Origin of the sequence: Agromyces cavernae (genome assembly GCF_021044935.1) — a bacterium.
Lineage (GTDB): Bacteria > Actinomycetota > Actinomycetes > Actinomycetales > Microbacteriaceae > Agromyces > Agromyces cavernae.
On record NZ_JAJNMP010000003.1, the window covers coordinates 194,123 to 219,340 of the forward strand.

At 69.6% G+C, this 25,218-nt stretch carries 19 protein-coding genes; 6 read left to right on the top strand and 13 right to left on the bottom strand.

Translation table 11 applies throughout. The annotated features are described in order from the left end of the window. Window positions 1–18: 18 nt before the first annotated feature. Together LQ757_RS12270 and LQ757_RS12275 are read right to left on the bottom strand one after the other, a co-directional pair. Window positions 19–882, bottom strand: a complete 864-nt coding sequence (locus LQ757_RS12270) for a hypothetical protein (RefSeq protein WP_231047532.1) — start codon at window positions 880–882, stop codon at window positions 19–21. A 100-nt stretch (window positions 883–982) separates the two neighbouring features. Beyond that, window positions 983–1,597, bottom strand: a complete 615-nt coding sequence (locus LQ757_RS12275; RefSeq protein ID WP_231047533.1) for a CGNR zinc finger domain-containing protein — start codon at window positions 1,595–1,597, stop codon at window positions 983–985. 63 nt (window positions 1,598–1,660) lie between these two features. Here LQ757_RS12275 and LQ757_RS12280 point away from each other — a divergent pair, with 63 nt between their 5' ends. Further along, a complete protein-coding gene (locus tag LQ757_RS12280; RefSeq protein WP_231047534.1) occupies window positions 1,661–2,965 on the top strand; it encodes an MFS transporter in 1,305 nt (434 codons plus the stop codon). A gap of 304 nt (window positions 2,966–3,269) precedes the next feature. Here the strand turns inward: LQ757_RS12280 and LQ757_RS12285 are convergent, their stop codons facing one another. Both LQ757_RS12285 and LQ757_RS12290 read right to left on the bottom strand, forming a co-directional pair. Next, a complete protein-coding gene (locus LQ757_RS12285; RefSeq protein WP_231047535.1) occupies window positions 3,270–5,300 on the bottom strand; it encodes a vWA domain-containing protein in 2,031 nt (676 codons plus the stop codon). A gap of 226 nt (window positions 5,301–5,526) precedes the next feature. Beyond that, window positions 5,527–5,826, bottom strand: coding sequence for a hypothetical protein (locus tag LQ757_RS12290; protein WP_231047536.1), 300 nt, complete (start codon window positions 5,824–5,826; stop codon window positions 5,527–5,529). Between the two features lie 107 nt (window positions 5,827–5,933). Between LQ757_RS12290 and LQ757_RS12295 the strand changes: the two genes are divergently transcribed. Both LQ757_RS12295 and LQ757_RS12300 read left to right on the top strand, forming a co-directional pair. Further along, on the top strand, window positions 5,934–6,257 hold the full coding sequence (locus tag LQ757_RS12295; protein ID WP_231047537.1) for a hypothetical protein: 324 nt from the start codon (window positions 5,934–5,936) through the stop codon (window positions 6,255–6,257). 351 nt (window positions 6,258–6,608) lie between these two features. Further along, window positions 6,609–8,651 carry a PQQ-binding-like beta-propeller repeat protein gene (locus LQ757_RS12300; RefSeq protein WP_231047538.1) on the top strand — a complete coding sequence of 681 codons (2,043 nt, stop codon included), beginning with the start codon at window positions 6,609–6,611 and terminating at the stop codon, window positions 8,649–8,651. A 91-nt stretch (window positions 8,652–8,742) separates the two neighbouring features. Here LQ757_RS12300 and LQ757_RS12305 read toward each other — a convergent pair whose 3' ends face one another. From LQ757_RS12305 to LQ757_RS12335, 7 genes are all read right to left on the bottom strand, one after another. Beyond that, window positions 8,743–9,474: a hypothetical protein gene (locus tag LQ757_RS12305; RefSeq protein ID WP_231047539.1), complete on the bottom strand. Its 732-nt coding sequence runs from the start codon at window positions 9,472–9,474 to the stop codon at window positions 8,743–8,745. 150 nt (window positions 9,475–9,624) lie between these two features. Continuing rightward, window positions 9,625–10,296, bottom strand: a complete 672-nt coding sequence (locus tag LQ757_RS12310; protein ID WP_231047540.1) for a response regulator transcription factor — start codon at window positions 10,294–10,296, stop codon at window positions 9,625–9,627. Window positions 10,297–10,333: 37 nt separating this feature from the next. Beyond that, entirely contained in the window at window positions 10,334–12,448 is a 2,115-nt protein-coding gene (locus tag LQ757_RS12315) for a sensor histidine kinase (protein WP_231047541.1), read from the bottom strand. After that, on the bottom strand, window positions 12,445–14,433 hold the full coding sequence (locus tag LQ757_RS12320; protein WP_231047542.1) for a histidine kinase: 1,989 nt from the start codon (window positions 14,431–14,433) through the stop codon (window positions 12,445–12,447). The genes LQ757_RS12315 and LQ757_RS12320 overlap by 4 nt, the downstream gene beginning before the upstream one ends. A 97-nt stretch (window positions 14,434–14,530) precedes the next feature. Further along, window positions 14,531–15,856 carry an MFS transporter gene (locus tag LQ757_RS12325; RefSeq protein WP_231047543.1) on the bottom strand — a complete coding sequence of 442 codons (1,326 nt, stop codon included), beginning with the start codon at window positions 15,854–15,856 and terminating at the stop codon, window positions 14,531–14,533. Next, window positions 15,853–18,822 carry an alpha-mannosidase gene (locus tag LQ757_RS12330; protein WP_231047544.1) on the bottom strand — a complete coding sequence of 990 codons (2,970 nt, stop codon included), beginning with the start codon at window positions 18,820–18,822 and terminating at the stop codon, window positions 15,853–15,855. The genes LQ757_RS12325 and LQ757_RS12330 overlap by 4 nt, the downstream gene beginning before the upstream one ends. A gap of 82 nt (window positions 18,823–18,904) precedes the next feature. Further along, window positions 18,905–19,093 (bottom strand): hypothetical protein, encoded by a 189-nt coding sequence (locus LQ757_RS12335; RefSeq protein ID WP_231047545.1) that lies wholly within the window; start codon window positions 19,091–19,093, stop codon window positions 18,905–18,907. A gap of 49 nt (window positions 19,094–19,142) precedes the next feature. Between LQ757_RS12335 and LQ757_RS12340 the strand changes: the two genes are divergently transcribed. The 3 genes from LQ757_RS12340 to LQ757_RS12350 all read left to right on the top strand — a co-directional run bounded on the left by LQ757_RS12340 (window position 19,143) and on the right by LQ757_RS12350 (window position 21,417). Further along, window positions 19,143–19,688: a hypothetical protein gene (locus LQ757_RS12340; protein WP_231047546.1), complete on the top strand. Its 546-nt coding sequence runs from the start codon at window positions 19,143–19,145 to the stop codon at window positions 19,686–19,688. A 143-nt stretch (window positions 19,689–19,831) separates the two neighbouring features. Next, window positions 19,832–20,497, top strand: coding sequence for a MerR family transcriptional regulator (locus LQ757_RS12345; RefSeq protein WP_231047547.1), 666 nt, complete (start codon window positions 19,832–19,834; stop codon window positions 20,495–20,497). Further along, entirely contained in the window at window positions 20,494–21,417 is a 924-nt protein-coding gene (locus LQ757_RS12350) for an NAD-dependent epimerase/dehydratase family protein (RefSeq protein ID WP_231047548.1), read from the top strand. The genes LQ757_RS12345 and LQ757_RS12350 overlap by 4 nt, the downstream gene beginning before the upstream one ends. Before the next feature lie 154 nt (window positions 21,418–21,571). Here the strand turns inward: LQ757_RS12350 and LQ757_RS12355 are convergent, their stop codons facing one another. After that, window positions 21,572–22,306 (bottom strand): hypothetical protein, encoded by a 735-nt coding sequence (locus tag LQ757_RS12355; RefSeq protein ID WP_231047549.1) that lies wholly within the window; start codon window positions 22,304–22,306, stop codon window positions 21,572–21,574. A gap of 197 nt (window positions 22,307–22,503) precedes the next feature. Beyond that, complete coding sequence (locus LQ757_RS12360; RefSeq protein WP_231047550.1) at window positions 22,504–25,122, bottom strand: ATP-dependent Clp protease ATP-binding subunit; 2,619 nt, start codon at window positions 25,120–25,122, stop codon at window positions 22,504–22,506. Between the last annotated feature and the right edge of the window lie 96 nt (window positions 25,123–25,218).

The window sequence follows — 25,218 nt, forward strand, 5'->3', positions numbered from 1 at the left end:
CACTCCGGCGTGTGTCCGCTATCCGCCGATGCAGTTCGGGTCGCCCTCTCCCATGCACGTCGGGCCGCGGGGCACTTCGGGCGCCGGTGCCGGCTCAGGAAAGAAGCGGTCGGCCGGAACCGGCACGGCGAACGCGAGGATCACGCCGAGGCATCCGATGATGCACGCGGTGATGATGAGCCCGCGCCGACGGCTGACCGCGGCGAACACGATGGCGCCGACGTAGGCGCCGAGCGTGAGCGCGGCCGTGACGAGGTACCTGTCCTCCTGCGCCGGTGTGACCACCACTGGCGACCCCCAGATCGTGAAGTACGTCTCGAAGGCCTGCCAGAGGAGCACGAGCGTGAGCAGTCCGCCAAGGGCGAGCAGCCCGCCCGCGATCCTCGCGGACGTGCGCCGTTCCCGGCCGAGGAACGCCGCGGAGAACACGATGCCGAGCGCGACGACGGCGGTGAGGATCCCGGCGTCGATCCAGGCGATGCCGCTGCCCAGTACCGCGGCGAGGCCGGCGCCGGCGAGGCTGGGAAGACTGCGCACGGCGGTCGCCAGCAGCACCGCGACGGGCGCGGCGAGCAGGATCAGCGCCCAGCGCCCGGGCCTGCGCATCGATCGCAGCCCGAACTGCACGACCGCGGTGAGCGCGACCCACGTCAGCAGGTTCGGGTCGGCGACCAATGCGATGAGCGGGAACAGCGCGTCGGTCGAGCCGAGCCCGTATGACGAGACCACGAGCAGCAGCACGCCCAGCAGGCGAAGCACCACGACGGATGTCACGAGCACGACGGTCTCGACGACGCGCGCTCGCAGGTCGAACGCGCGGTCGGGCGCGACCGGTCCGCTGGCGCCGGTGTCGCCGTCGGCTTCGGAGAGGGCTCCGCTCATCCGCCAAGCGTCCTTCGGCCGGCGGGCTCCCGCATCAGGGTCGCCCCGGAAACGCTGCGGCCGCAGCCTCGGACGACGATGGCCCTGCGCGATCGACTCCTTACGACGCCTCGGACGCGGTACCGCGCACGCGCGCGTAGTGCTCGCGAACCCGATTGCGATTACCGCAGTCCGACGCGATGCACCACCGGCGATTGTGCCGCGGCGAAGTGTCGAGGAAGACCCAGCCACACTCCGCATCCGAGCACTGGCCGAGCAGGTCGAGATCGTCGCGCATCAGTAGGTCGACTGCGGCGAGCGCGATGCGCCGACGGGGCAGCGCGAGGTCGGCCGGGAACTCCCACGTCCATCGGTCGCCGTCCCGGTCGAGCCGACCCGCCGCGACGGCCTCCGCGTGCGCCTCGACGAGCGGTTGCGTGGGGCCGTCCTCGTATGCGGCCGAGTAGAGCGCCTCACGCAACGCGATCACTCGTGCCACCTCGGCCTCGGCATTCACCGGGAGCTCTTCGGCGAGCACCCTGAGCGCTGCGTCCTGGGCGTCGTCGATGAGGCCGAGCTGGTGCGCCCACCGCCGCACGGCGTCGTAGTCGACGAAGTGCTCGATGAACCGTTCGGCGCTGAGCCGCCACGACACGGTGTTGACCAGATCGAGAGCGACGGCACCGCCGACCTGCGCGTAGGTGTCGCGCGAGCGCAACCTCACCGAGGCAACCATCCACCCAGCATAATGCCTGATTCGGATTTCGCCCATTTGAATCGAGCTGTCATTGTGTAACGCATGGATCGTGAATCACCTATTAGTTCAGGCGAGCGAGCGTGGCCTCGCGACTTCGCGCGGCTTTGGCTCGCCCAGGGTGCGTCCGTCGCCGCTCAACAGGTCGCCGAGCTTGCCCTCCCGCTGCTCGCAGTACTCGTGCTGCATGCCTCGGCGATGGAGCTCGGCCTGCTCGGCGTGGCCCGCTGGCTGCCCTTCCTGCTGCTCGCCCTGCCTCTCGGGGTGCTCGTCGACCGGCACCGGCGCCGCCCGCTCATCGTCGCCTCCGACTGGGCCCGAGCCGCAATCACCCTCGCGATCGTCGCCGCCTCGGTGGCGGGCGTCCTGTCCTTCCCGGCCCTCGCTGCGCTCGCCGCGGCGATCGGCTGCTTCACCGTGCTCTTCGAGGTCTCGTACCAGTCGGTGCTGCCGAGCGTCGTGCCCACGTCGGCGCTCGCCGGTGCGAACACCCGGCTCGCCGCGACCGCCTCCGCCGTGCAGGTCGGCGGGCCCGGGCTCGGCGGCCTCCTCGTGCAGGCCGTGGCCGCGCCATTCGCCCTGCTCGTCACCGCGGGCGGCTACATCGTCTCGGCGATCTCGGTCGCCTGCATCCGCGCACCCGAGGCCCCGTCGGGGCGAAGCGGCGGGTTCCTGGCCGAGCTTCGCAGCGGCCTGCGCTTCGTGGCACGCGACCGCTACCTGGTGGCGAACCTCGGGTTCTCGGCCCTCTACAACCCGTTCATCCAGTGGATCCTGGTGCTGTTCACTCTGTACGCCGTGCAGGAGCTCGGGCTCGACGCCGCCCAGCTCGGCCTCATCCTCGCGATCGGGGCGGTCGGCGCCCTCGCCGGCTCGATGCTCGCTGGACGTATGGTCCGCCGCTTCGGTGCGGGTCGCCCGATCATGTGGTGCGCGGCCGTCAACTGCCTCGCGCTCTTCGCCGTGCCGGTGGCGGATGCCTCGTGGGGCGCCCCTTGGCTCATCGCTGGGCTCGGCGCGGTGTTCGCGATGAACGGGGCCAGCGCGACGCTGTCCAGCGTGATCCTCGTGACAATCCGTCAGCTGCGCACGCCCGACCGGCTGCTCGGGCGGGTGAACGCGAGCATGCGGTGGGTGTCGTTCGGCACGATCGCTCTCGGCGCGGCGGCCGGCGGCTTCGCCGGTGAGCTGCTGGGCACACGGGCGGCGCTCGCCATCGGCGCCATGCTCAGCGTCGGATCGCTCGTCTGGGTCGCCCTGTCGCCGCTGCCTCGCATCGGCAACCCCGGCGAGCTCGCCATCGCCGAGCGACGAGAGCCCGATCGCGCGGCCGCCGAGCCGGTCGAGTAGGCACGCCAGGCTGGTACGGATGGCGCATGCGCTCGCTCTCCCTCGCTCCGACCGGCACCCGGGCGCGGGCCGCGGGAGTCGCCACACAGGCGTGACGCCCGGCGAGCGGGATTGACGAACGGCCGGCCCTCGAAGTGAAGGCCGGGCGTTCGGATTCGACCGGTTACGGCCGCCGCCTCATACGGTTACGTGCGACGCCGCGAGGTGGTTACGCCGCGGTAGCCAGATCCACGGTCGCGCGCGGCACCGGAACGACGATGAACTCGCCGCCCGCGGCATCCACCTTCACGGCCGCCGGCGACGGTCAGGCCGTCTCGTACGGCTGGCGATCCGCCCGATCGGGCTCCTTCTCGTCCTCGTGCTCGGGCTCGCGGATCTTCTCCTCGCCGACCACCACGGAGAGCGCGAAGCGGCGCTCGAATGCGGGGATCGGGTTCGTGTTGACCGCGTCGCCCACAACGAGCCGCTCGCCCACCTCGGGATAGAACGCCGAGACCCCATCACTGACGACGGCGACCTGGAACGTATAGATGCCCTCGAGATCGTGGGTCTCGTCGAACAACGCGGAGTACATTCCGTCCTTCGGTACGGCGTCGCCGGTCAGCGGATCGCCGTCATCGCCGAACCGCACAGGTGCCGTCGATCCGTCCGGGAGTGTGGCGACGCCGCTGACCTGGAGTCCGCTGAGGGGCTGGTCGAAGTAGGTCTGGAGGAAGAGTGGGATCACGTCCCCCGGAGCATACTGAGGCGTCGGGGTGAACAGCGCACCGTCGACGTGCGGATTCTGGCTGAACACGTACAGCTGGCCGCGGCCCGTCGCCCCGCCTTCCGATCGGATCACGATCGTCCATTCGCCCGGTGTCGGCTTCTCGATCTGGAACCCGGTGTACGGGAATCCGCTGTCGATCGGACGCGCTTCCGCGGGGAAGGACCCGAGAGAGATCGACACACCGTCGGGCGACTCGAGCTCGAGCGCGACACCGCCGGGCTGGCCCTCCCAGGTGACCGCGAACGTCGCCGATTCGCTCCCGTCCTCGATCAGTACCCGACGCTCGATGAGCTTCTCCTCGGCGATCTCTTCGGGCCGTGTCGTGACGACTCCGCCGTTGTCCCGGGCGACGCCGGAGATCTCCTGGAGCACCGTTCGGATCCGGAACTCCTGCGCGGATGCTGACAGGGTGGGGTCGATGCGGTAATACGTGCCGCCCGTACCGCTTGCGATCGCCTGCAGGAGCGTGCTGTCGATGGATGGCCCCACGCCGATGGTGTACACGCGAACGCCGTTGGCTGTCAGGTCTGGAATGACCGCGCCGGGGTTCTCTCCGAGGTTGTGGAGCCCATCGGTGAGCAGCACGATCACCTGGGTCGCTGCGCGCTGACCGGCGGCGAGAATCTCGTTGAGTCCCTGCCGGAGCCCGTCGCCGATTGCAGTCTGACCGCCGGCGGCGATCCCGCCGATCGCGTTCTGCACTGCGACGCGGTCGGCATCGCTCGTGATGGTGGTGAGGCCGATGTCGGTGCGGGTCGTCGTCGCGAATGAGACCACGCCGAGCCGGTCGTTGTTCTGCGCGTTGTCGGCCCACCAGTCGGACCCGATGAGTGCCTGGTCGATCTTGTTCCCCTGCATGCTGCCCGAGCGGTCGATGACGAGCACGTAACGCTGCTCAGGTGCGAGCACAACCCAGGTGATCGTGCCGGCCCCGCCGGGAGCCGGGGCGCTGGGTGTTCCAGCCGGCACTGTGAGACCCGGGTGATTCGCCACCATCGTCTGCCAGCAGGCCACGCCGTGAACCTCATCCTGATCGGTGTCGCCGTCGGGGTCGTGATTCCCTGCGACGCAGAACTCGCTGACGCGTCCACTGACGAGCGCACCACCGGTGGCGGCGTTGCCGAATCGATCCCCGTCGGACCAGGCTGACTCCATGATGCACGCGTCGGACGTCGTGCCGCCGATGCATTCCGCGGCTCCCGCACTGCCGTTGTACTCGTCGTACACGCCGTATCCGTAGTGCCCGAACTCGTGGATGACGATGAACGGCTTGAACCGTTCGTCGCCGTACAGCGTCATGTGCGCCGTCTCGGAACCGAGCGCGTCGACCGCGGACACGGATCTGCCATCGGGCTCGAGGAGCCACGCATCGGCATTCCGGCCACCACTCGAGTTGTTGCAGACCCAGATGGTGCCGAACCTGTGCTGTCCATCGGTCGCGTCCCACAGAAGCCTCGACGCCTGCGCGAACGATGCCTCCCATTCATCCACACGCGCCTGTGCGGCGTTGTGGCGAATCGACACGATCAAGTCGAAGTGGTTGCCGACCAACCTTCCGATGCCCATCTCATTCCCCCCAGAATCGTGACGTCCGTATCGGACCGTCGTTCACTCATCGTCGAGTTCCGGGGGACGTCCAGCATCGCTGCAGCCCGTGGCGCGCGACATGTTCTCCCCCAGACACATGGCAGCTGCCGAGGTACAGCGTTCTCCGCTCGGTGATCCGCCGCAACCGGTGAAGAACCCCCCGTTCGGGTACCCGAGTCACTCCGAGTCGAGTTCGGCGAGGAGGTCACGATCTCTGCAGCCACTTCCCCCGGGCTGTTTCCTGGATGGAGGTCGGGCAGTCGCTGACGGTCACCACCGACGGATGGATCGTCGAGGTCGGTGTGTATCCGGCCAACTGGTCGTCCGTGGCAGAAGCCCGCACGGTCGAGACCGGGCTGCGCATCATCGACGGCAGCGGGCTGGCGGGCGCGACATTGAGCGGCCCGCAGACTGTCGAGTGGGATCTTCTGGCCGGCGGCAGCACGCAACTGCAGATGGTGACGCTCGATGAACCCGTGCAGGTGCAGTCGGGCGACATCGTCACGATCGGCCTCCCGGACGGCTGCGATTTCGGTATTGCGTGGGGCAGCTCCAGCGTCTTCGGCACGTACGCCGGCCGCAACGTCTTACGTCGGCACGGTCGCAGACACGATGGATCTCGGCTTCCGCGCGGTGATCGTCGACTCGCTCGTGACCGACGGCGACGGCGACGGCGTGACGGATGACGCGGATGTCTGCCCGGGCACCGACCTCGCCGCCGAGTCCGACGCCCCCTCGAAGTCGCTGAAGCCCAACCACCTGTGGTCGACCGCCGACGGCTTCGTCGACCGCACTGGCAGCGTCGTGTACTCGTTCGAGGACACCGGCGGCTGCTCCGCCACCCAGATCATCGCCGCGGCTGCCCTCGGCGGCGGCCACGCGAAGTTCGGCATCTCGTCAGCGGCCATGGCCGCCTGGATCTCCGGGCTCGACTGACCCCGTTCGACGCCGGTCGAGTAGGCGCGCCAGCGCCGTATCGAGGCCAGCCCAGGTGGTCTCGATACACGCTTCGCGCTACTCGACCGGCGGGTCGAGGGGCCTCGATACGCACTCCGCGCTACTCGACCGACGACGAGGGCGTGTACGCCGCGAGGCGCTCGCGCAGCGAGCCGGCGTGCAACTCGAAGAGGTGCCCGTCGTCGTCGTGGAAGTAGATCGAGTCGCCTTCTCCATCGACCCGAGAGCCTCCGGAGGCGAGGAATGTTCGAAACTGTTCGGCTCGGTCACACCCGGCGGCACCGGCGGTTACCGTGTCATCACGTTCCGCGTCCGCTTCAACGATGGGTGATGACCTTGGCCGCTTTCCCCCGCTCCCCGCTCTCCCGACGCCACCTCCTGCAGCTCGGTGCTGCCGGCGGTCTCGCGCTGGCCGCCTCGGCGGCCACGCCCGCCCACGCGAGCGGAGCGAGCTTCGGCGCAGCTGCCGCAGCTCAGGCTCCGACCGTCAGCGTGACCGACCTCGGCCCGGCGGTGACCGCGTTCACGCACGCAGGGGCGACGCTGGTCGGCGACACCGTCTACGTCGCGTCGCGCAACATCGATCCGATGCGGGTCGTTGGCTATCACATCCCGACCGGCAAGGTCACGAGCGTCACGAACGGGCCGGGCATCAGCACGCAGCTGCTGGTTCCCGATGCCGCTGGACGCTACCTCTATTCGGCGATCCGCCAGTACAACACCGCCCCGGGGCCGGGTCTCATCCGGCTCGACCTCAGCCAGCCGGGCGCGCCCAAGGAAGACCTGCACGACATCCCGGCTCTCGACCCGTACGGGTTGACAGTCACGCCCGACGGCGTGGTGTACTTCGGCGGGCGTGAGATGAGCGCCGATCTTCGCCCGCGCCTTCGCCGGTACGACCCCGCGACCGGGCGGCTCGACGAGGTCGCGATCCCCGACCCGCGTGCCACCATGATCCGGTGCCTCGCGTCGAGCGAGACCGAGGTCTACATCGGAACCGGCAGTTCGCTCAACGCGCTGCCGACGAGCTCCAAGGCGGGGCTCTGGGTCATGGATCGTGCGACCAACACCGTGCGCTCGATCCTGCCGCCCGAGTTCGCCGGCGGCGTCGAGGTGCGCGACGTGACGATCGTCGACGATGACACCCTGTGCATCATCGGCACGACCGCCCAGGGCTCAGCGCTGGCCTTCATCGACCGGGGGAACCCGTCGTCGTACACGATCGCTCCCGTCGGGCGCACCGGCTCGGGCAAGAACCTCGTGCACGCCGACGGCAGGATCTACTTCCTGCTCGGGGGCATCAACGAGTACGACCCGGGCACCGGCACGTTCCGAAACCTGAGCCCGAGCGGCGTGGACCTCGGCGAGCAGTGGGGGCTGTTCGTCCGCGACGGCAAGGTGTGGACCGTGTCGGCATTCGCCCTCGCGGTCGAGGTGGACCTCGCTACGGGTGAGTCCACCCTGCATGACCTCATCGAGGCGGGAGCCCCGGCAGGCGCCCAGCTGGCGATGTCGGTGGCGGCGGGCGCCGGCGGAGTGTACGTGGGCGGCACGAACGCGGTATCGCGCCGGGATGCTGCGACGGGCGCCGTCACGAGGCTCTTCGCCGGATCCGAAGCCAAAGACATCGACATCGTGAACGGCGTCGGCTACTTCGGCCAGTACAGCGGTGTCGGCATCCTCGCCCACGACCCTGCGACCGACGGCCAGTGGCCGCGCTTGGTGGAGAAGTTCCCCACCGCGCAGAACCGTCCGCACCAGGTGGTGTGGGACGAGGTCAACCAGCTCCTGCTGCTGGGCATCCAGAACGACACGAAGGGCGGCGGCAGTCTCGTCGCCTACGACCCGGTGCGCGACGTGTCGACCGCGGCGATCAATCCGATCGACGCTCGCCAGATGGTGCGCTCCGTGGCGACACACGATGGTGTGGCGTACCTCGGCGGCGATGTGACCGGGGGCCGCGGCGTCGTGGTCGCTTGGGATCCGGTGACCCACACCGAGCTGTGGCGGGTGGATCCGCTCGAAGACACGGCGGGGGTCACCGGCCTGGTCGTGCGCGGCCCGCACCTCTACGTCATGGGATACCGCGGCGAGCTGGCGGTGCTCGACCTCGAGACGCGGGCCGTGATCCACCGCTCACGTCACCGCGACGTCGTGCCGAACTACGGAACGCTGCTGGTCAACCGCGGCATGGTGTACGGAACCTCCAGCGCCGCGTTCTTCCGGTTCGACCCCAAGACATTCGAGCGCACGACCCTGACGACGCTCAACGGCGAGTGGTACGGCATACCGCGAACCGCAGTCGACGAGGAGGACAACTTCTACGCGATCAAGGGCCGCAATCTGGTGCGCATCGAAGTCAGCCAGCGATGATCGGCCGCGGCGAATACCGCCTTCACAGGAGACATCCTGTCGCCGGAATCCGGCCTCCCTCACCGGCGGCCTGCACGGAGTCCGCTCGCGCCTACGCGAGCGGACGCTGCGTGATCCGGCTGCGCCCCACAGCCAGCCAGATCCCGGCGATCGTGAGCCACAGCGGCATCAGACCGCCCGGCAATCCCGGGACGCCGCTGACGACCACTGCGCCGAGCGTGCCCACGGCGGCGAGTCCGCAGAACGCGCCGAGCACCCGCGAGACGTTGCGCTCCACGTACGCCATCCAGGCGAGGCCGCCCGCCGCGACGACCACGCCGAGCCAGGGCATGTAGGCGCCGAAGTCCGTGAGCATGTAGTAGATGAACAGCCCGTCGGGGCTGTAGTTGTGCGACTCCGGCCCGAGGTAGGTGGCGAGGCCGCCGCGCCAGCCGTAGCCGAGCACGAGGCCGCCCGCGGTGGCGATGATGCCGCCGCTCACGGCGCGCGCACCGGCGGAGCGGGTGAACTCGCTCTCGATGTTTCGCCGCCACACTGCCTGGAACACGAGCAGCGCGACGATCGCCACCACGCCGGCGACGTAGCCGTACCGCGCGAGCGTGGGGTCGAGCTCGACCATGTCGGCTGCGGTCACCCTGTAGAGCTCGCCGTTGGCGATCGCATCGATCTCGCCCTGGGGGCGCAGGTCGGTGATCACGGTACCGATGAAGCCGGCGGTGCCCGCGAGCGCCGCCCAGAGCGGCCAGGCGCGGAATCGGGTGGGCGTCGTCTCGGGGCTTCCTGCCGGGTGGGCCATGTGCGGGGACTCGGTGCTGGAGGACATGGGTCTGCTTTCGTTCGTCGGCGGCGCCCTCATGCGGGCGGCGCGCGCCGCGGGGGCGCGGCACTGATCCAGCCTCCGGTGCCCGGTCGTCCGACGGGCAGGTGTGGATGTCCTCGATCGACCGGGACGTCCGCCCCGACGGCACCGACGTCAGGGCGCGGTCGTCGACGCCCCGAAGCCCGCTTCGCGCGCCAGGACGATGAGCGCACTGCGGTCGTGGGCTCCGAGCTTCGTGATGATGGCGTACACGTAGTTGCGCACGGTCTTGCTCGTCAGCACGAGCGTGCGCGCGATCGAGCCGTTGTCGAGCCCGCGTGCGACGAGCTCGAGCACATCCGTCTCCCGCTCGGTGAGCTCGGGGAACGGCCGCACGGCCGACTCGGGTGCCGTGCCGCTGAGCACGGCGACGGCGCGCGCCGCGACCTCCGCCCCGAAGAGCACCTCGCCGTCGGCGACCGCGTGGATGGCCCGCTCGACCTCGCGCGGCGACGCGACCTTGAGCAGGTACCCGCGCGCTCCCGCGCGCATCGCCGCGAACAGCGAGTGATCGTCGCCGAGCATGGTCAGCACGAGCACCGCGACCGACGGATGTCGCCGCGTGATCGAGCGCGTCGCGTCGATGCCGGATCCGGTACCGAGGTCGAGGTCCATCAGGACGACGTCGGGGACCCGCGCGTCGACGAGGTCGAGCGCCTCGTCGACCGTCGCGGCGTCGCCGACGACCTCGACGTGCTCGAGCGTTTCGAGCAGCGAGATGATTCCCCTGCGGAAGAGCGGGTGGTCGTCGACCACGGCGACCGTGATCGTGTGCTCCGCGTCCATCGCCGCTCCGTTCATGTGCGTTCCGCGCTCCAGTGTGTCACCTCTCGGCGACCGCCCGCCCTGCCCCCGGCTCCTCGGTTGCCGCCGGTCCCGGCAGCGGCAGGCGCGCGAGAACCGTGGTGCCGGATGCCCCGGACTTGACTTCGAGCGATCCGCGCAGCTCGAACGCACGCTCGCGCATCGACCGCAGCCCGACGCCCCGCGGCGCGCCGGGTGCGATGCCGGAACCGTCGTCCGCGACCCGCACTTCGAGAGAGCTGTCGTGCGCCACGACATCGACGTCGATGCGACCGGCGTCGGAATGGCGCACGGCGTTGGCGATGGCCTCTGCGGCGATGAGGTACGCCCCGTCCTGGACGTCGCGCGGCACCGCGTGTCGCGGCTCGAGGTCGACACGCCGACGGATCTCTCGTCCCGGAGCGTCGAACCGGCCGGCGAGGTCGGCGAGCGCCGCGTCGAGACTCGCGCCCTCGAGCGGCGACGGTGTCACCGCATCGGCGAGCGAGCGAACGTCACGGACGCGCCGGGTCAACTCGTCGCCGAGTTCGGCGAGCAGCGACTCCGCCTTGCGGCGGTCGCGATCCCCCTCGAGCAGGTTCTCGACGGCGGCGAGGCCGAAGCCGACGCCCGCGAGCGAGGGGCCGATGGCGTCGTGCAGTTCGCGGCGGATTGCCCGGCGCTCCTCGACACGGCGGGCGATGAGGTCACGGCGGGCCCCCTCGAGCACGAGGTTCGTGTCGATGAGCTGCAGCGCAGCGGCGACGAGGCCTGCGATGTCGGCGAAGAGCCGCAGCGTGCGGGCGTCGAACCGCTGGCCGTGGCGGGGGTGCATGATCAGCTCGCCGATGCGCCGTCCGTGCGCACGGAGCGGCAGCACCACGGGCTCGCCGCTCGCGGAGCCGGCGGCTGCGGCGAGCTCGGGGCGCACGACCGAACGCACCTCCACGGCGCCGAGCCGCAGGGCCAGGCGAAGCGCCTCGCACACCTGCCGCAGCCCGGCGGACCCGGGTTCGAGCTCTCCGATCCGGTCGCCTAGCCGCTCGAGCAGCACCGCCGGGTCGGCGCCTTCGCCGTAGACCAGCACGTCGATGCGCCGTTGGAGCCATGCCCGCACGGGCTGTGCGACGAGCGCGATCAGCACCGGTACCACGAACCACAGGCCGCCAACCGGACCAACAGTGAAACCGCCAGCGAGCACGGCCGGTAGGAGCGCGACCAGCCCGAGGTAGAGCACCATGCCGCTGATCGTGAGCAGCGACCAGAGCACGATCCTGCTGACGATGAGCTCGACCCCCCACAGCCGCTGGCCGAGCACGACGACCAGGATCGCCGCGGGGTAGAGCACCTGACCGAGCATCGGCGCGACCATGCCGAACCAGGTCGCCCAGGGCGGCACGTCGAGGCCCTCGGGCAGCACGAGCGCGAAGTACGACAGCGTAAGGAAGGCGTGCCCGAGCGTGAGCCAGGCCACCCCGGCGCGGGACCCCCGGCCCGACCGCGCCCACCGCACAATGAGTACGCCGAGGGAGAGGAACGCGATGGCGACCCCGACGAACGACAGCGCGGCGTACAGCCCGGGCACGATCGCCTGGTAGGCAGGCACGGTGATCGCGAACGGGTTCCGCGGTTCGGGCACGCTCTGCTGGGTGAGGCTCAGCACGAACGCGACGGCCGCGACTACCATGGCGATCACGACCACCCCCCGCTGCCATCCGGGCATCGTGCCGCGGCGGATGAGCAGCGGCAACGCCGCCGTCATGAAGGTTCCCGGCACGAAGCCCCAGCCCGCGGCGAAGGCGAACAGCCCCCAGAGCGGCAGCCCGGGAACCTCGGCGCCGAGCAGACCGTACTGCACGCCGAACGCGGTGACGCCGGAACCCACGGCGTGCACGGCGAGGATCACACCGACCGGATGCGGCCGACGTATGAGGATGAGGGCGCTCACCGGTCCGTAGATGAGCGCGACCGTGACGCCGAGGTCATCGAACCGGGAGTGCAGCTCGGCCGGAGCGGGCGAGAGGGTGACGCCCGGCAGCGGCTCCTGCGGCAGGCCGAACGACCAGGCGATCAAAAGCGACGCCAGCGCGAGCGCCCAGGACACCGCCCACACGACCGTGGCTGCGACACGGCGACCGCGCACGTCGCGGCTCATCGCACGATCACCGCCTCGACGGTGCGGGCGGGCCCCGAGGAATCCGCTCGCAGCGTCGCGCCGAGTTCGGCGCTGCGGTCCGCGATCGCATGGCGGAGCGACTCGACATCGCGCTCACTTGCCCGATCGAGGCAGAGCTCGAGCACGGCGGCGTCGTCGCGCAGCCGAACGCCGATCGCCAGGCCCTCGCCGTCGCCCTGAGCGCGAACGTGACGCACCGCCTCTGCGGCGAGGAGGTACACGGCGAGCTGCGTACGGTCGTCGAGTACGTCCGCCCCGGTGGAGTCCACCGTCACCCGCCGACCGTCGTCGGTCGACCGCTGGGCGAGCTCACGCAGCGCTGCGTCGAGGTCGCCCTCATCGAGCGCGGCGGGGAACAGCGCACGGGCGAGCCGGCGCACCTCCTCGGCACGTTCGGCAACCTCCCCCCGGAGCGCCGCGACGGCTGCTCCCGCTCCCGCCGAACCGACCACCACGAGGCGGCGAGCAGCTGCGACGCCGTATCCGAGGCCGGCGAGCGACGGCGCGAGCTCGTCACGGAGCTCGCGGTGCAGCAGCCGACGCTCCTCATGGCGAACCCCGAGCATGCGTCGGCGGGTTTCGACGACGTCGCAGTTGAGGTCGGCGAGGAGCACGGCGACGGCGAGGAGGCCGGAGATCTCCTCGAGCACTGGTCGGACCGAGCCGTGCAGCACGCCGTGGTCGCCACCCGTCACCTCGACTGCGCCGACGCGGCGGCCGCCCGCGACGAGGTGGACCGTGAGACTCGACGCTCCGGTGGCGCCCACGCGCCTGGCCGCGCCGCTCGCCCCGTCCTGTCCGCCGTCTTCGCCCGTGATCATGACCGAGTCGAGCGCCCAGGTCGCGCGGAGCGCCTCGGCCAGGCCGCGAAGCCCCTCGCCCGTGTCGGGTGCGTCGGCCAGGTGCTCGTCCAGCGACTGCAGCAGGTCACGGGCGTCCGCACCGGCCGGAGCGACGATCGCCTCGGTGCGGTGGCGCACGAAGCGGTTGACGGGACGGAACGCGAGCGCGAGCGCGCCACCGGCGAGAGCACCCGCCGCAGTGTGGTCGAGGCCGAGGAGCATCCCCGTCTCGAGCACCACGAGGAAGAGGCTCACGGCGACGGCGATCGCCTGCACCCAGACCGTGGCGGCGAACAGGCGACGGTCGCCGCCCTGCTCGCCGCCGAGCGTGACCGCGAGGATGGCGGTGGGCAGTATGCCGCTCGCGAGCACGAACAGGGCGTTCGCGAGTGTCATCAGCGGGTCGGGAAGCGCAACGGCGATCGGCAAGTACGAGAGTACGAGCAGCGCGCCGCCGAGGCCGAGCCAGGCCAGCGCGTCGCGCCGCGGGCCGTGGTCGCGACGCCACTCGTCCGCCAGTTCGATGCTCGCCACGACGAACAGTGCGAGCGGCACGACGAGGGTGACGAGCACGATCGGTCCGAGGGGCTCCGGCGTCAGCGCCACGATGGTGGTGACGACGATGTCGACCGCGACCGCCGTGATGCCCAAGGCGAGGCCCGCCCGCCTGAGGCGCGGCCGCCGCCGCGTGAGGAGCCATGGGAGCACCGCGAGTGCCGCGATCTCGGGAACGCGCGGCCAGAACAGCACCCATCGCAGCGCCTCGGCGAACTCCGAGCCGTCGATGAGCACCGTCGAGTCGAGTGCGACCAGCAGGGCGAGCCATCCGCTGTTCACGGCCAGCGCGCCGAGGATCACCGCAACCGCCGAACGCCGCCGGACGAGCATGACCGCCGCGACCGGCGCGTAGACGAGCGCCGTCACGATCACGCGCAACGGTCTCTCCCAGCCCGGTTCACCGGAGGTGAGGAGTACGGCTGCCACGATCGCGGGCGCCCACGCGAGCACCACGATCGCCACCCCGAGCCGTCGCGGCGCGCGGCCGGCGCGCCCCGGCGCCCGCCACACGTCCGCCGTCGCCCGCTCCCCGCGCCCGGCGGAGGAAGAGGTGGAGGCCGTCATCCGTTCAGTATGGGATGTCGGACGTCCACTCGGGGAGGGGCGGATGTCCCGGATCCCGGGTTCGTCGCAGTTGATCGCAGACTGACGCCAGTCGGGCTCAGCGACCGAGGCGGTAGAACACGAACGGGATCGCCGACACCAGGCAGCTGGCGGCGGGTACGAGCGTGAGCGATGCGAAGACGGTCCACTGCATCTCGGGGGTCACTGTGACACCGGCCTCGTAGCCGGCGAGCCCGATGAATATGCCGAAGACGAGCACCGCCAAGGCGGCCATGGTCTGGGATACGAAGGTGAGGGTCGAGAACGAGATGCCGTCGTTGCGCACCCCGGTGCGGCGCTCGATGTCGTCCACGGCGTCGGCGATCATCGTCGCCTGCACGACGAGGAAGATGCCGAGAGTCATCCCGGTGAGGAAGATGAATACCAGCAGCACGGCGATGTTCTCGAACCCGGCGAAGAACATCGCCAAGAACAGCGCCGCGCCGATCACCGAGCTGCCGATCGCGAGAATCTTCGCCGACATGCCCTTGAGCAGCAGCGGCGTGAGGAACGACGCGAGCACCATGCCGATGATGATCGCTGCGCCGATGAGGGTGAACGCGCCCTCGCTGTCGTAGGCGATGACGACGAACACCGCGCCGCCGGCCTGCACGATGAAGCGGCCGAAGCCGAGCACCGACCCGATCAGCACCATGAGCAGCGGTGTGTTTCGCAGCAGTGTGCCGAACAGCTGCCGGAACGTGAGGCGATACTGCACTCCGGGGCTGTACCGCTCGCGCGTGTTGGTGAACGCCAGCAAGAAGAGGCCCATGCCCAGGAACGAGACGACGCCCACCGCCAGCGACCATCCGGTGCCGGTGGTCTGGTCGCCCGGGCTGAGCAGGAGCGCGAGCCACGGCATCCCGAGCGTCGCCAGCCCGAGCGCGATCCCGCCGTACGCGCGCACGTTGGAGATCACGCGCATGCGGTAGTCGGATTCGGAGAACGCCGAGCCGATGAGCCCCCAGAACGGCACATCGCACACCGTGTAGGCGACGCCCCACAAGACGTAGCAGACGGCGAAGAAGACGAGCTTGCCCGTCTCAGACACATCCGGCACGGTGAACAGCAGCGTCGACAGCACCGCGACCGGCACGGCGGAGAAGAGGATGTACGGCCGCAGCTTTCCCCACCGCGTGCGGGTCATATCGACGAGACTGCCCATCACCGGGTCGTTGATCGCGTCGAAGATCTTCGCGGCCGTGATCACGGCGGTGACCACCGCCATGCCCTGGGTGCTGATGCGGGCGTACTGCAACAGGTACAGGAGGATGAACGTCGTGACCGTCGTGAGAACGAGGTTCTGGCCGAACCCGGCCACGACGATCGAAATCCGCTGCGTGCGGCGGCTGGGGATCCGCGCTTCGGCGGCGCCGACGCTCACGGGCGTTCCAGAAGGATCGTCTTGATCTCGAACGGGCGGAAGCTCAGGTGCGCGAGATCCGCCGAACCGAGACGTCGTTCGATGAGGTCGGTCGCGAGGGCTCGCGCGTGGGGGATGCTGGTGCGCAACGCCGTCTGAGTCGGCCGCCCGAGGCTCTCATACAGCCGCACGACCACGCCCGAGCCGTCCTCGGCGGGCTTGACGGTCTCGACGACCACCCCCGGGTCGTCGGCCGAAACGGCGCTGTCGAACACCACGCCGTCGGCGAGCAGCAGCGGATTGTTCAGGCGGTAGGCCTCGCGCACGACGGCGGCCAGATCGTCTGGCGCGAAAGGCATGAACGCGTACGTGAACTCGTGTGTGCCCCGGTCGGCGGTCTTGTCGGGGAAGGTCGGCGCCCGCAGCAGGTTGAGGCTGACGAGCCCGTTCTTCGCCCGATGCCCGTACTTGGAATCGTTGAGCAGGGCGAACCCACCGGCATCCCCTCTGTCATCCGGCCCACCGGCATCCCACCCACCGTCATTCGACACGGTCGCGATCCACTTGTGTGCGCAGATCTCGAACTGCGCCTTCTCCACGGAGTCGCGCTCGGTCGTGGGGCGTGCGATGTGCCCGAACTGGATTTCGCACAGCGCCTCGGCGCCGTAGTGACGCGGGCGGAACTCGGCACGCAGCATCCTGTGTCTCTCACGCCAGTCGACGTGCGTCTCGAACCGGATGACGGGGCTGCCCGCCTCGAGCACGACGCGCTGATGCACGGTGACCTTCGGCGCACGGTACTCGTGGTGGCGGATGACGAGGGGCCCGTCGATCGACGTGCGGTGGGAGGTGACAGCCAGCACCTGCGGTTTCGTGTCGACGTAACCGGGGTCGATGTCCCACGCGTCCCACGGGAACTGGTACGGGTCCTTGTACACCGCGAGGCGGTTGAAACCTCCGGCCACATGCTCGGTGCCTACGGCGTCGACGCACGAAACGAGCTCGCCGCTGGGGTCGAAGCGCACCGTGAGCAGTCCGTTCGAGATCGTGTCGGCGGTGTCCGACAGTTCCGAGAACGAGCCGACCGGCTGCAGTCGGGAGGCCGCATACGGGTCGACGTCGGCCGACCACCACCGACCGCCGACGCGGAGGTGGTCGCGCCGGGGGAAGGAGGTGAGGTTGATCGCCGACGCGCCGGTATCGCCGCGGGGCAGCTCGCCCGTCAGTCGCGCACCGATGCGGTCGAGAGCCGTCTCGATGGCGGTGTACGACTCGCGCGCTTCGCGGTTGACGCGCTCGATCGACGAGCCGGTGATGGTGTCGTGGAACTGGTTCAGCAGCACGTCGCGCCACAGCGGCCCGAGTTCGACGTTCACGTCAGCGCCCGCCAGCGCGGCGAGCGCCTCGACCTCATGCAGCTTGCGTTCGGCGATGCGGTTGTGCCGCTTCGTGTGCCCGATCGTGGTGTACGTGCCCTGGTGCGTTTCCAGGTAGAGCTCGCCGGAGTGTCGCTGGGGGATGTCGCGGTGCTCGAGAGCTCGGAAGAAGGCGGATGCCGTGGACTTCTCCACCTTCGGAAGTCCACGCAACGATCCCTCGCGCCGGAGCAGTTCGTGGTGCACCTCGCCAGGTCCGCCCCCGCCGTCGCCGGCGCCGTACACCAGTAGTGCCGTCCCCAGGTCGCGCTCGGGGTACTGGTCGATGCCCTTGAGCAGGCCGTCGGCCGCGGCACGGCTGTTGTAGTCACCTTCGGGCGGCATATGCACGAGCACCGAAGACCCGTCGATGCCCTCCCAGTGGAACGTGCGGTGCGGGAACACGTTGACGCGGTTCCACGACAGCTTGATGGTCTGGAACCAGTCCATGCCGCAGCCGCGAAGGATCTGCGGGAGGTTGCCGCTGTAGCCGAAGGTGTCGGGCAGCCAGCATAGCCGCAGGTCGTCGTCGTCGAGCCCGAACTCCTCCTTCAGGAATCTTCTGCCGACCAGAGCCTGGCGGATCAGCGATTCCCCGCTGGGCAGATTCGTGTCGGGTTCCACCCAGAACGAGCCCTGCAGTTCGATGCGGCCCTCCGCCACGGCATCCTTCACCGGCTCGAACAGTTCAGGATGACGCTCCTTCGTCCACTGCAGCTGCTGCGGCTGGCTCGTCCCGTAGATGAAGTCGTCGTAACGGTCGATTGAGTCCAGCGCCTTGACGAACGTGCGCGCGGCCTTGCGCTTGGTCTCGCGGATGGGCCAAACCCACGCCATGTCGAGGTGGCCGTGACCGACGGCGCTGTACGTGAACGCACTCGTGGAGGGTTGCGAGAGCTCGTCCGCGAGCCGGACGCGGGCGGCTCGGGTGTCTCCGTTGGCGAACCGGGAGAACGCTTCGCCGAGCGCTGCGTGCAGGTCGGCCGCGAGCCGAGAATCACCGGTCGACTCGGCCAGGGCGAACAGCGCGAGGTAGTCGTAGTAGAGCCCGAATGCGTCGTCGTCGCGCCTGGCGAGGTGCGCGCCGAAGTACACGCCGCGCCCGACTCCGAGGAACAGGAAGCCGTTGAACGCGACGTCGGCGTACAGGTCCACCCGGCCGCTCGACAGGTCAGCGTGGGGAACCGGCCGGAACCTTCCGCCGCTGTGCGGCAGATCGCCCTGGATCCACACCGTGCTGATCGAGTCGAGCATCGTTCCGTCGGACGAGTAGACGAGTCCTTCGCCGCGGATGCCGAGCATGACGACGGGATCTGCAGTTGCCGCCGGCACGTCTCCCGTGATGTGCAGCCACGCGCATTCGAGCGTCTGGCCGAAGCGGGCGCCGGCGCGGATCGGTTCGAATGCGCCATGGTCGAGTTCGGCGAACCGGATCGGCTCTCGGGAGCGTACGACCTCGGCGCGCAGGCCAACGATTCTGCGGTAGACGCGGCTGCGAATCGCGCGCAGTCGCCGGCCATGGAACGGATGCTTGTCGACCAGCCCCGGCAACGTCGCCAACACCCCGAGCATCCGACCTCCCGCCGACGCGCGGCGCCCCTTTGCCGCCACGACCAGCCTATGTGTTGACCATTGACGGAGACGGGCGATTCCGTCACCTCGAAGGCGACCTCGCGTGCCGCAAGGCGAGCGGGGATGCCCCGAGCATGAGTCGCACGATCTGCTCGAGCTGCGACTGGTCGAGCTTCTGGAACAGCACGATCTCATCGATGCGGCCCAGGAACGCGGGGCGCCGGCGCATCGCCTCACGCACCTTGCCCATGACGCGGTGCGCACGAGTCACGGGGGTTATCTGGATGGCGGGTGATGCACGTGCTCTTTAGATTCGCAGCATGCCTCTCGCCACCTTCCTCCGAACCTGGCTCGCCTCGATCGTCGGCTGCCTTCCGCTCTTCGCGTTGCTGCTCATTCCCGAGCTCATGCGCAGTCGAGCGGGCAGCGGGCAGCTGCTCATGATCGGCATGTTCGCTCTGCTCGCGCTCCTCGTCGCGGCATTCATCGCCGCCCCCGTGATGAGCGCGATCGCAGCGCCGGTTGCCGACCGATGGACGGCTCGGTCGGCACTGCGGGCGACGCGGGCGGTGTGGCGGGTGCGAACCGCGCAAGCGTGGTTGACGCTCGTCGTCGCTCTGCTCATCTACGCGGCAGGGCAGGCTGTCGGGTACTGGGTGGGCGCGGTCGTGCCATCGGTGAGCGACAACCCGGCTTTCGGCACCGACGAGTCGGAGGCGCGATGGCTCATCGATTACCCCGCCTACGCGCTGCAGGCCGTTGCGATCTACGCGGTGACGACGCTCGCGATCGCCTGGTACGGATGGCGCATCCGCACCCTCGCCCTCGCCCTGACGGGCGCCGGTGCTCGATCCGCCAGCCCATGACGTTGGCGACGTCGATCACGACGACGAGCGCGGTTCCGGATGTCGCGGGGCGGGCCATCCGCCGATCATGGCACCTTCTGCACCGAGCAAGCCCCGAGGTTCCGCAGTGGTAGTAGTACTATCGATAGTGCTACTATCAGCGCATGCGGATCTCCGAACTCAGCCGGCGAAGCGGCGCTCCCGTCTCGACCCTGAAGTACTACCTGCGTGAGGGGCTGGTGCACGAGGGCGATCGCCTGAGTGGCAACCAGACCGATTACGACGAATCCCATGTGCAACGCGTGCGCCTCGTGCGCGCCTTGCTCGAGACGGGTGGGTTGTCGATCGCCGCCGCAAAGCGGGTGCTCACGACGCTCGACGCCGAGGACAGCTCGATCGCCCACACGTTCGCGGCCGCGCAGCACGCGATGACCGACGGTCGCGCGCACGGCGACGCATCCGAGACCTCGCGAGCACGGGTGGCCGCACTCGCCGACGCACAGGGCTGGCGCACGTCGCCCGACAATCCGGGATTCGGCGTCGCGGCGCGTGTGCTCGACGACTTCTCGGCGGTCGGCTTCGAGCCGTCCGACTCGTACCTCGGCGCGTACGCCTCGGCGGCCGACCAGATCGCACGGGCCGATCTCTCGGCCCTGATCGGCCGCGAAAGCCCCGAGCTCACCGCCGAGTTGATGGTCGTCGGCACCGTGGTGGGCGACGCGCTCATCGCGGGGCTCCGGCGCCTCGCCCACCAGGAGGCGACGGCCGAGCTGTTCCCCACCTCCGACGCAGCGAGCCCGCACACCACGCAACGAAAGGATCTGCCATGACCACCCACGTCGTCCTCGGGGGCAACGGCGTCGTCGGACGCGAGACGATCGCGGCCCTCCGCGCCGGCGACCAAGAGGTGCGGGCGGTGTCGCGCACGCCCTCGCCGTCGGAGCCGGGCATCACCCGGGTCGCGGCCGACCTCCGCGATGCGACATCCGCGACCGACGCACTGCGTGGCGCCGACGTCGCCTACCTCACGGTCGGCCTGCCGTACTCGACCACGGTGTGGCGGCGAGATTGGCCGGTCATCGTGCGCAATGCGATCGACGGATGCCTCGCGGCCGGCGCCCACCTCGTGTACTTCGACAACGTCTACGCGTACGGCCGCACCGACGCACCGATGACGGAGTCGACGCCGATCAGGCCGACGAGCCGCAAGGGCGCGCTGCGTGCCGAACTGCTTCGCATGCTCGATGCCGCCCGCGACGAACACGGGCTGGAGGTCACCGTGGGTCGGTCAGCCGACTTCTACGGCCCCGGGGCGGCGACGAGCGTGTTCAACTTGTTCGCGATCGACCGGGCCGATGCCGGCAAGCCGCCGATGTGGTTGTTCGGCGCGAACCAGCCCCACTCGATGACCTATACACCCGATGTCGGCGCGGGACTGGCGGTATTGGGTACCGACGACCGTGCCCGCGGGCTTACGTGGCACCTCCCGACCGCGCCCGCCCTGACGGGCGAACAGTACCTCGCCCTCGTGTCGGGTGGCCGACTCGCGCATCGCACCATGTCACACGGCATGATGCGGTTGGGCGGGCTGTTCGCGAGCACTGCCCGCGAGACGCTCGAGATGGCCTACCAGTACACGTCGCCCTATCACTTCGACTCGACGGCATTCGAGCGCACGTTCGACGTCGCACCAACGCCGTACGCCGAGGGCATCGCGAGGTCGTTGGGATACGCCGCGGCGAAGGTGTGACGCGGGTTCAGGTGGCGGCGCGAGTGAGTCGCATCGACGCGTGGCGCCCGGTAATCGGAGCGAAGCTGCAGACTCCTGGTGTTTCTCTCACGCGAGCAAGGCAAAGGACGCGGGTTGCGGATCGATGCTGCGGCGGCTCGCTCGGCCGCCCCGCCTAGTGCGATGCAGCCCAGTTCGTCAGAACGGTGAGGCTGATGCCCGACTGGGATTCGCGCTTGCTCAACCCGAGCGCGCTCGCGATCTGGCTCGCCGAGCATCCGCCGGCGTCGATCACGGTGTGGCCCGACGCCTTGCCGGTGCCATCCACGAACCGACCGCTCGAGAGGGCATAGTACTTGCCCGCGACCTTGCGGGACACGCTGTCGGGGAGGATGGTGCCGGCGCACGAGTCGGCCGAGTTCGCCACGCCGTCGCGGTCGGTGTCGGTGGTGGTGGTCGTGCCGCCGGTCGAGCACGTGAACGTCCACGTGAGGCTCGAGGGCCGGGTGCCGGACGTCTTGAGCGACCAGCCGAGGTTGAATGTGCCGCCGTACGGGGCGGTGTACTTCAGGCCGGATGTCGCCGGGGCGGAGTAGAACACGAAGTTGAGGCCCGAGGTGACGCTCAAGAAGATCTCGTCGCCGACGCGCGCCGGAGAGACGGTCGCGCCGATCACCTCGCCGGCCTTCAGGCTGACGGAACTGCGGTTGACCGTGTCGGCCGTCACGGTGAGGCCGTTGAAGTGGGCGCAGGTGTAGGTCGAGGTGGCCGTCGCGGTCTGGCCGGAGGGCTGAGGCTTCGCCGCGGACGCGGACGCGGACGCAGGCGCGACGGCGGTCGTCGCGGCCAGCGCCAGGCCGATCATGGCGCCGATGGCAGCCAGACGAGAGGTACGTGCACGTGCTCGCATGGTGGGGCACTCCTTGCCTTCAGGTCGCGGTATCGCCATTGACACCGCGCCCGTCGAGCGGGCGCGATACATGAGATTTCCTATCAGATCAGGCGGAATGACGCCACTGTGCTCGCACGTCGAACGCCCGGCCCTCGCGTTGAGGGCCGGGCGTTCGGGGTCTCGATACGGCGCTGGCGCGCCTACTCGACCGACGGCTACGCGGCGAGCGAGACTGTGGCGCGCGGCACCGGGACGACGACGAACTCGCCGTCTGCGGCATCCACTCGCACGCCCTCCCCGTCGCCGAGCGCACCGCTGACGAACAGGTCGCTGATGCGGTCGTCGATCTCGCGCTGGATCACGCGACGCAGCGGGCGGGCACCGTACTCGGGCTCGTAGCCGCGCTCCGCGAGGAGCGCCACCGCGGCATCCGTCACCTCGAAGGTGACCTCGCGCGCCGCGAGGCGAGCGGCGGATGCCCCGAGCATGAGCCGAACGATCTGCTCGAGCTGCGGCTGGTCGAGCTTCTGGAACAGCACGATCTCGTCGATGCGGTTCAGGAACTCGGGCCGCATGGCCTCGCGCACCTTGCCCATGACGCGGTTGCGCACGTCGTCGGCTGACGAGAAGCCGGAGCCGTCGATCGACGCGACGAACCCGAGCGCGCCCGAGCGCGACGCGAGGAACTCCGAACCGAGGTTCGAGGTCATCACGATCACCGTGTTGCGGAAGTCGACCGTGCGTCCCTGGCCGTCGGTGAGGCGCCCGTCGTCGAGCACCTGCAGCAGCAGGTTGAACACGTCGGGGTGCGCCTTCTCGATCTCGTCGAACAGCACGATCGAGTACGGGTTGCGCCGCACGCGCTCCGTGAGCTGCCCGGCCTCGTCGTAACCGACATAGCCGGGAGGGGCGCCGACGAGGCGTGACACGGTGTGCCGCTCGCCGAACTCGCTCATGTCGAACCGCACGATCGCCTGCTCGTCGTCGAAGAGCGACGACGCCAGCGCACGCGCCAGCTCGGTCTTGCCGACACCCGTCGGCCCGAGGAACAGGAACGATCCGACCGGACGCTTGGCGTCGCCCATGCCGGTGCGGCTGCGGCGCACGGCCTTCGCGACCGCGGTGACCGCGTCGTCCTGGCCGATGACGCGCGCGTGCAGCTCGCCCTCGAGGTCGCCGAGGCGCTCGCGCTCACTCTCGGTGAGGCGGTTCACCGGAATGCCGGTGGCCCGCGAGATCACCGCGGCGATCTCGGCCTCGTCGATGACGGCTTCCGCCGGTCGAGTAGGACGCGAAGCGCCCGTATCGAGACCCTCAGTGTCCTGGTCTCGATACGGCGCTGGCGCGCCTACTCGACCGGCGACGGTGGCCTCGTCGAGCTTCGCCTGCACCTTCGAGATCTCGTCGCGGATGCGCGAGGCCTCTTCGTAGTGCTCGGCGCCGACGGCGGCGTTCTTGTCGGCCTCGAGGGTCGCGAGACGCTCGATGAGGGCCGACACGTCGACCTTCACGCCGAGCCGCAGGCGCAGTCGCGCCCCGGCCTGGTCGATGAGGTCGATGGCCTTGTCGGGCAGCACGCGGTCGGTGAGGTAGCGGGCGCTGAGCTCGACGGAGGCTCGCAACGCGGCATCCGTGTACTCGACGCCGTGGTGCTCCTCGTAAGCCGACTTCAGGCCGTGCAGGATCAGCACGGCGTCTTCGATGCTCGGCTCGCCGACCTTCACCGGCTGGAACCGGCGCTCGAGCGCGGGGTCCTTCTCGATGACGCGGTACTCCTTGAGCGTGGTCGCACCCACGAGGTGCAGCTCGCCGCGCGCGAGGCGCGGCTTCAGGATGTTGCCCGCGTCGGTGCCGCCGTCGCCCGAGCCGCCCGCACCGACCACGGTGTGGATCTCATCGATGAACACGATGAACTCGCCCTTGTTGGCGGCGATCTCCTCCATGGTCTTCGTGAGGCGCTCCTCGAAGTCACCGCGGTAGCGGGTGCCGGCGAGCATGCCGGGCAGGTCGAGTGAGATCACTCGCTTGCCGAGCAGTGCCTCGGGCACCGACTCCTCGACGATCGCGCGGGCGAGGCCTTCGACGATCGCGGTCTTGCCGACGCCTGCCTCGCCGATCAGCACCGGGTTGTTCTTGGTGCGGCGGCTGAGGATCTCGATGGTCTGCTCGATCTCGTCGACGCGTCCGACCACGGGGTCGAGCTCGCCGTTCTCGGCGAGCGCCGTGAGGTCGGTGCCGAACTTGTCGAGCATCGGGGTTTTGGTGGATTGAGGAGGCGCGCCAGCGCCGTCTCGAAATTCGCCTGCGTCAACCGTCTCCCGCAGGCCTTGCGTGAGGGCCTCGGCGGTGACCCCGGCGCGCGCGAGCACCTGCCCGGCAGGGGCATCCTGCCCCAGCACGAGCGCGAAGAAGAGGTGCTCGGGGTCGATGTAGGTCGATCCGGACGAGCGCGCCACCTGGTAGCTGTGGAACAGCGCGCGGCTCGCGCTTGGGGTGATCGTGGCCGAATTGATGTCGGCCGTCTCACCGGCGGCGGGCAGGCGCGCCTCCGTCGCGGTGATGATGCGCTCGGGGGCGACGCCGATGCGCTCGATCGCCTGCTTCACGGCCTCGTCTTCGACGATGACGCGCAGGATGTGCAGGGCGTCGAGCTCGGTCTGGCCGCGCTCGAGCGCGAAGCGTCCTGCCTGCTGCAGGATGCCTTGCGTGCGGGCGGTCAGGAACCGGCTGAGGTCGATCGACCGAGCCTGACGCGCCTGCTCACCCGCAAGGTACCGGGACAGGAACTCGTCGAACGAGCTCGCGCCGGCTTCGGGGTTGAAGTCTTCGGGCACCAATCCTCCTGGGAACTTGAGTTGGGTACGCTCAAGTTCAACGCGGAGGGAGCGCGGGTATTCCCGTCGGCAATCAAAGGGCGCGTTAGTTGTAGC

Excerpts from the sequence above, each read along its gene's own strand:
- LQ757_RS12345 (WP_231047547.1), top strand. The coding sequence starts at position 19,832 with ATGCGGATCTCCGAACTCAGCCGGCGAAGCGGCGCTCCCGTCTCGACC.
- LQ757_RS12285 (WP_231047535.1), bottom strand. The coding sequence starts at position 5,300 with ATGGGCATCGGAAGGTTGGTCGGCAACCACTTCGACTTGATCGTGTCG.
- LQ757_RS12305 (WP_231047539.1), bottom strand. The coding sequence starts at position 9,474 with ATGTCCTCCAGCACCGAGTCCCCGCACATGGCCCACCCGGCAGGAAGC.
- LQ757_RS12280 (WP_231047534.1), top strand. The coding sequence starts at position 1,661 with ATGGATCGTGAATCACCTATTAGTTCAGGCGAGCGAGCGTGGCCTCGC.
- LQ757_RS12315 (WP_231047541.1), bottom strand. The coding sequence starts at position 12,448 with ATGAGCCGCGACGTGCGCGGTCGCCGTGTCGCAGCCACGGTCGTGTGG.
- LQ757_RS12330 (WP_231047544.1), bottom strand. The coding sequence starts at position 18,822 with ATGCTCGGGGTGTTGGCGACGTTGCCGGGGCTGGTCGACAAGCATCCG.
- LQ757_RS12340 (WP_231047546.1), top strand. The coding sequence starts at position 19,143 with ATGCCTCTCGCCACCTTCCTCCGAACCTGGCTCGCCTCGATCGTCGGC.
- LQ757_RS12350 (WP_231047548.1), top strand. The coding sequence starts at position 20,494 with ATGACCACCCACGTCGTCCTCGGGGGCAACGGCGTCGTCGGACGCGAG.
- LQ757_RS12355 (WP_231047549.1), bottom strand. The coding sequence starts at position 22,306 with ATGCGAGCACGTGCACGTACCTCTCGTCTGGCTGCCATCGGCGCCATG.
- LQ757_RS12295 (WP_231047537.1), top strand. The coding sequence starts at position 5,934 with ATGGATCTCGGCTTCCGCGCGGTGATCGTCGACTCGCTCGTGACCGAC.
- LQ757_RS12270 (WP_231047532.1), bottom strand. The coding sequence starts at position 882 with ATGAGCGGAGCCCTCTCCGAAGCCGACGGCGACACCGGCGCCAGCGGA.
- LQ757_RS12300 (WP_231047538.1), top strand. The coding sequence starts at position 6,609 with ATGACCTTGGCCGCTTTCCCCCGCTCCCCGCTCTCCCGACGCCACCTC.
- LQ757_RS12310 (WP_231047540.1), bottom strand. The coding sequence starts at position 10,296 with ATGGACGCGGAGCACACGATCACGGTCGCCGTGGTCGACGACCACCCG.
- LQ757_RS12320 (WP_231047542.1), bottom strand. The coding sequence starts at position 14,433 with ATGACGGCCTCCACCTCTTCCTCCGCCGGGCGCGGGGAGCGGGCGACG.
- LQ757_RS12275 (WP_231047533.1), bottom strand. The coding sequence starts at position 1,597 with ATGGTTGCCTCGGTGAGGTTGCGCTCGCGCGACACCTACGCGCAGGTC.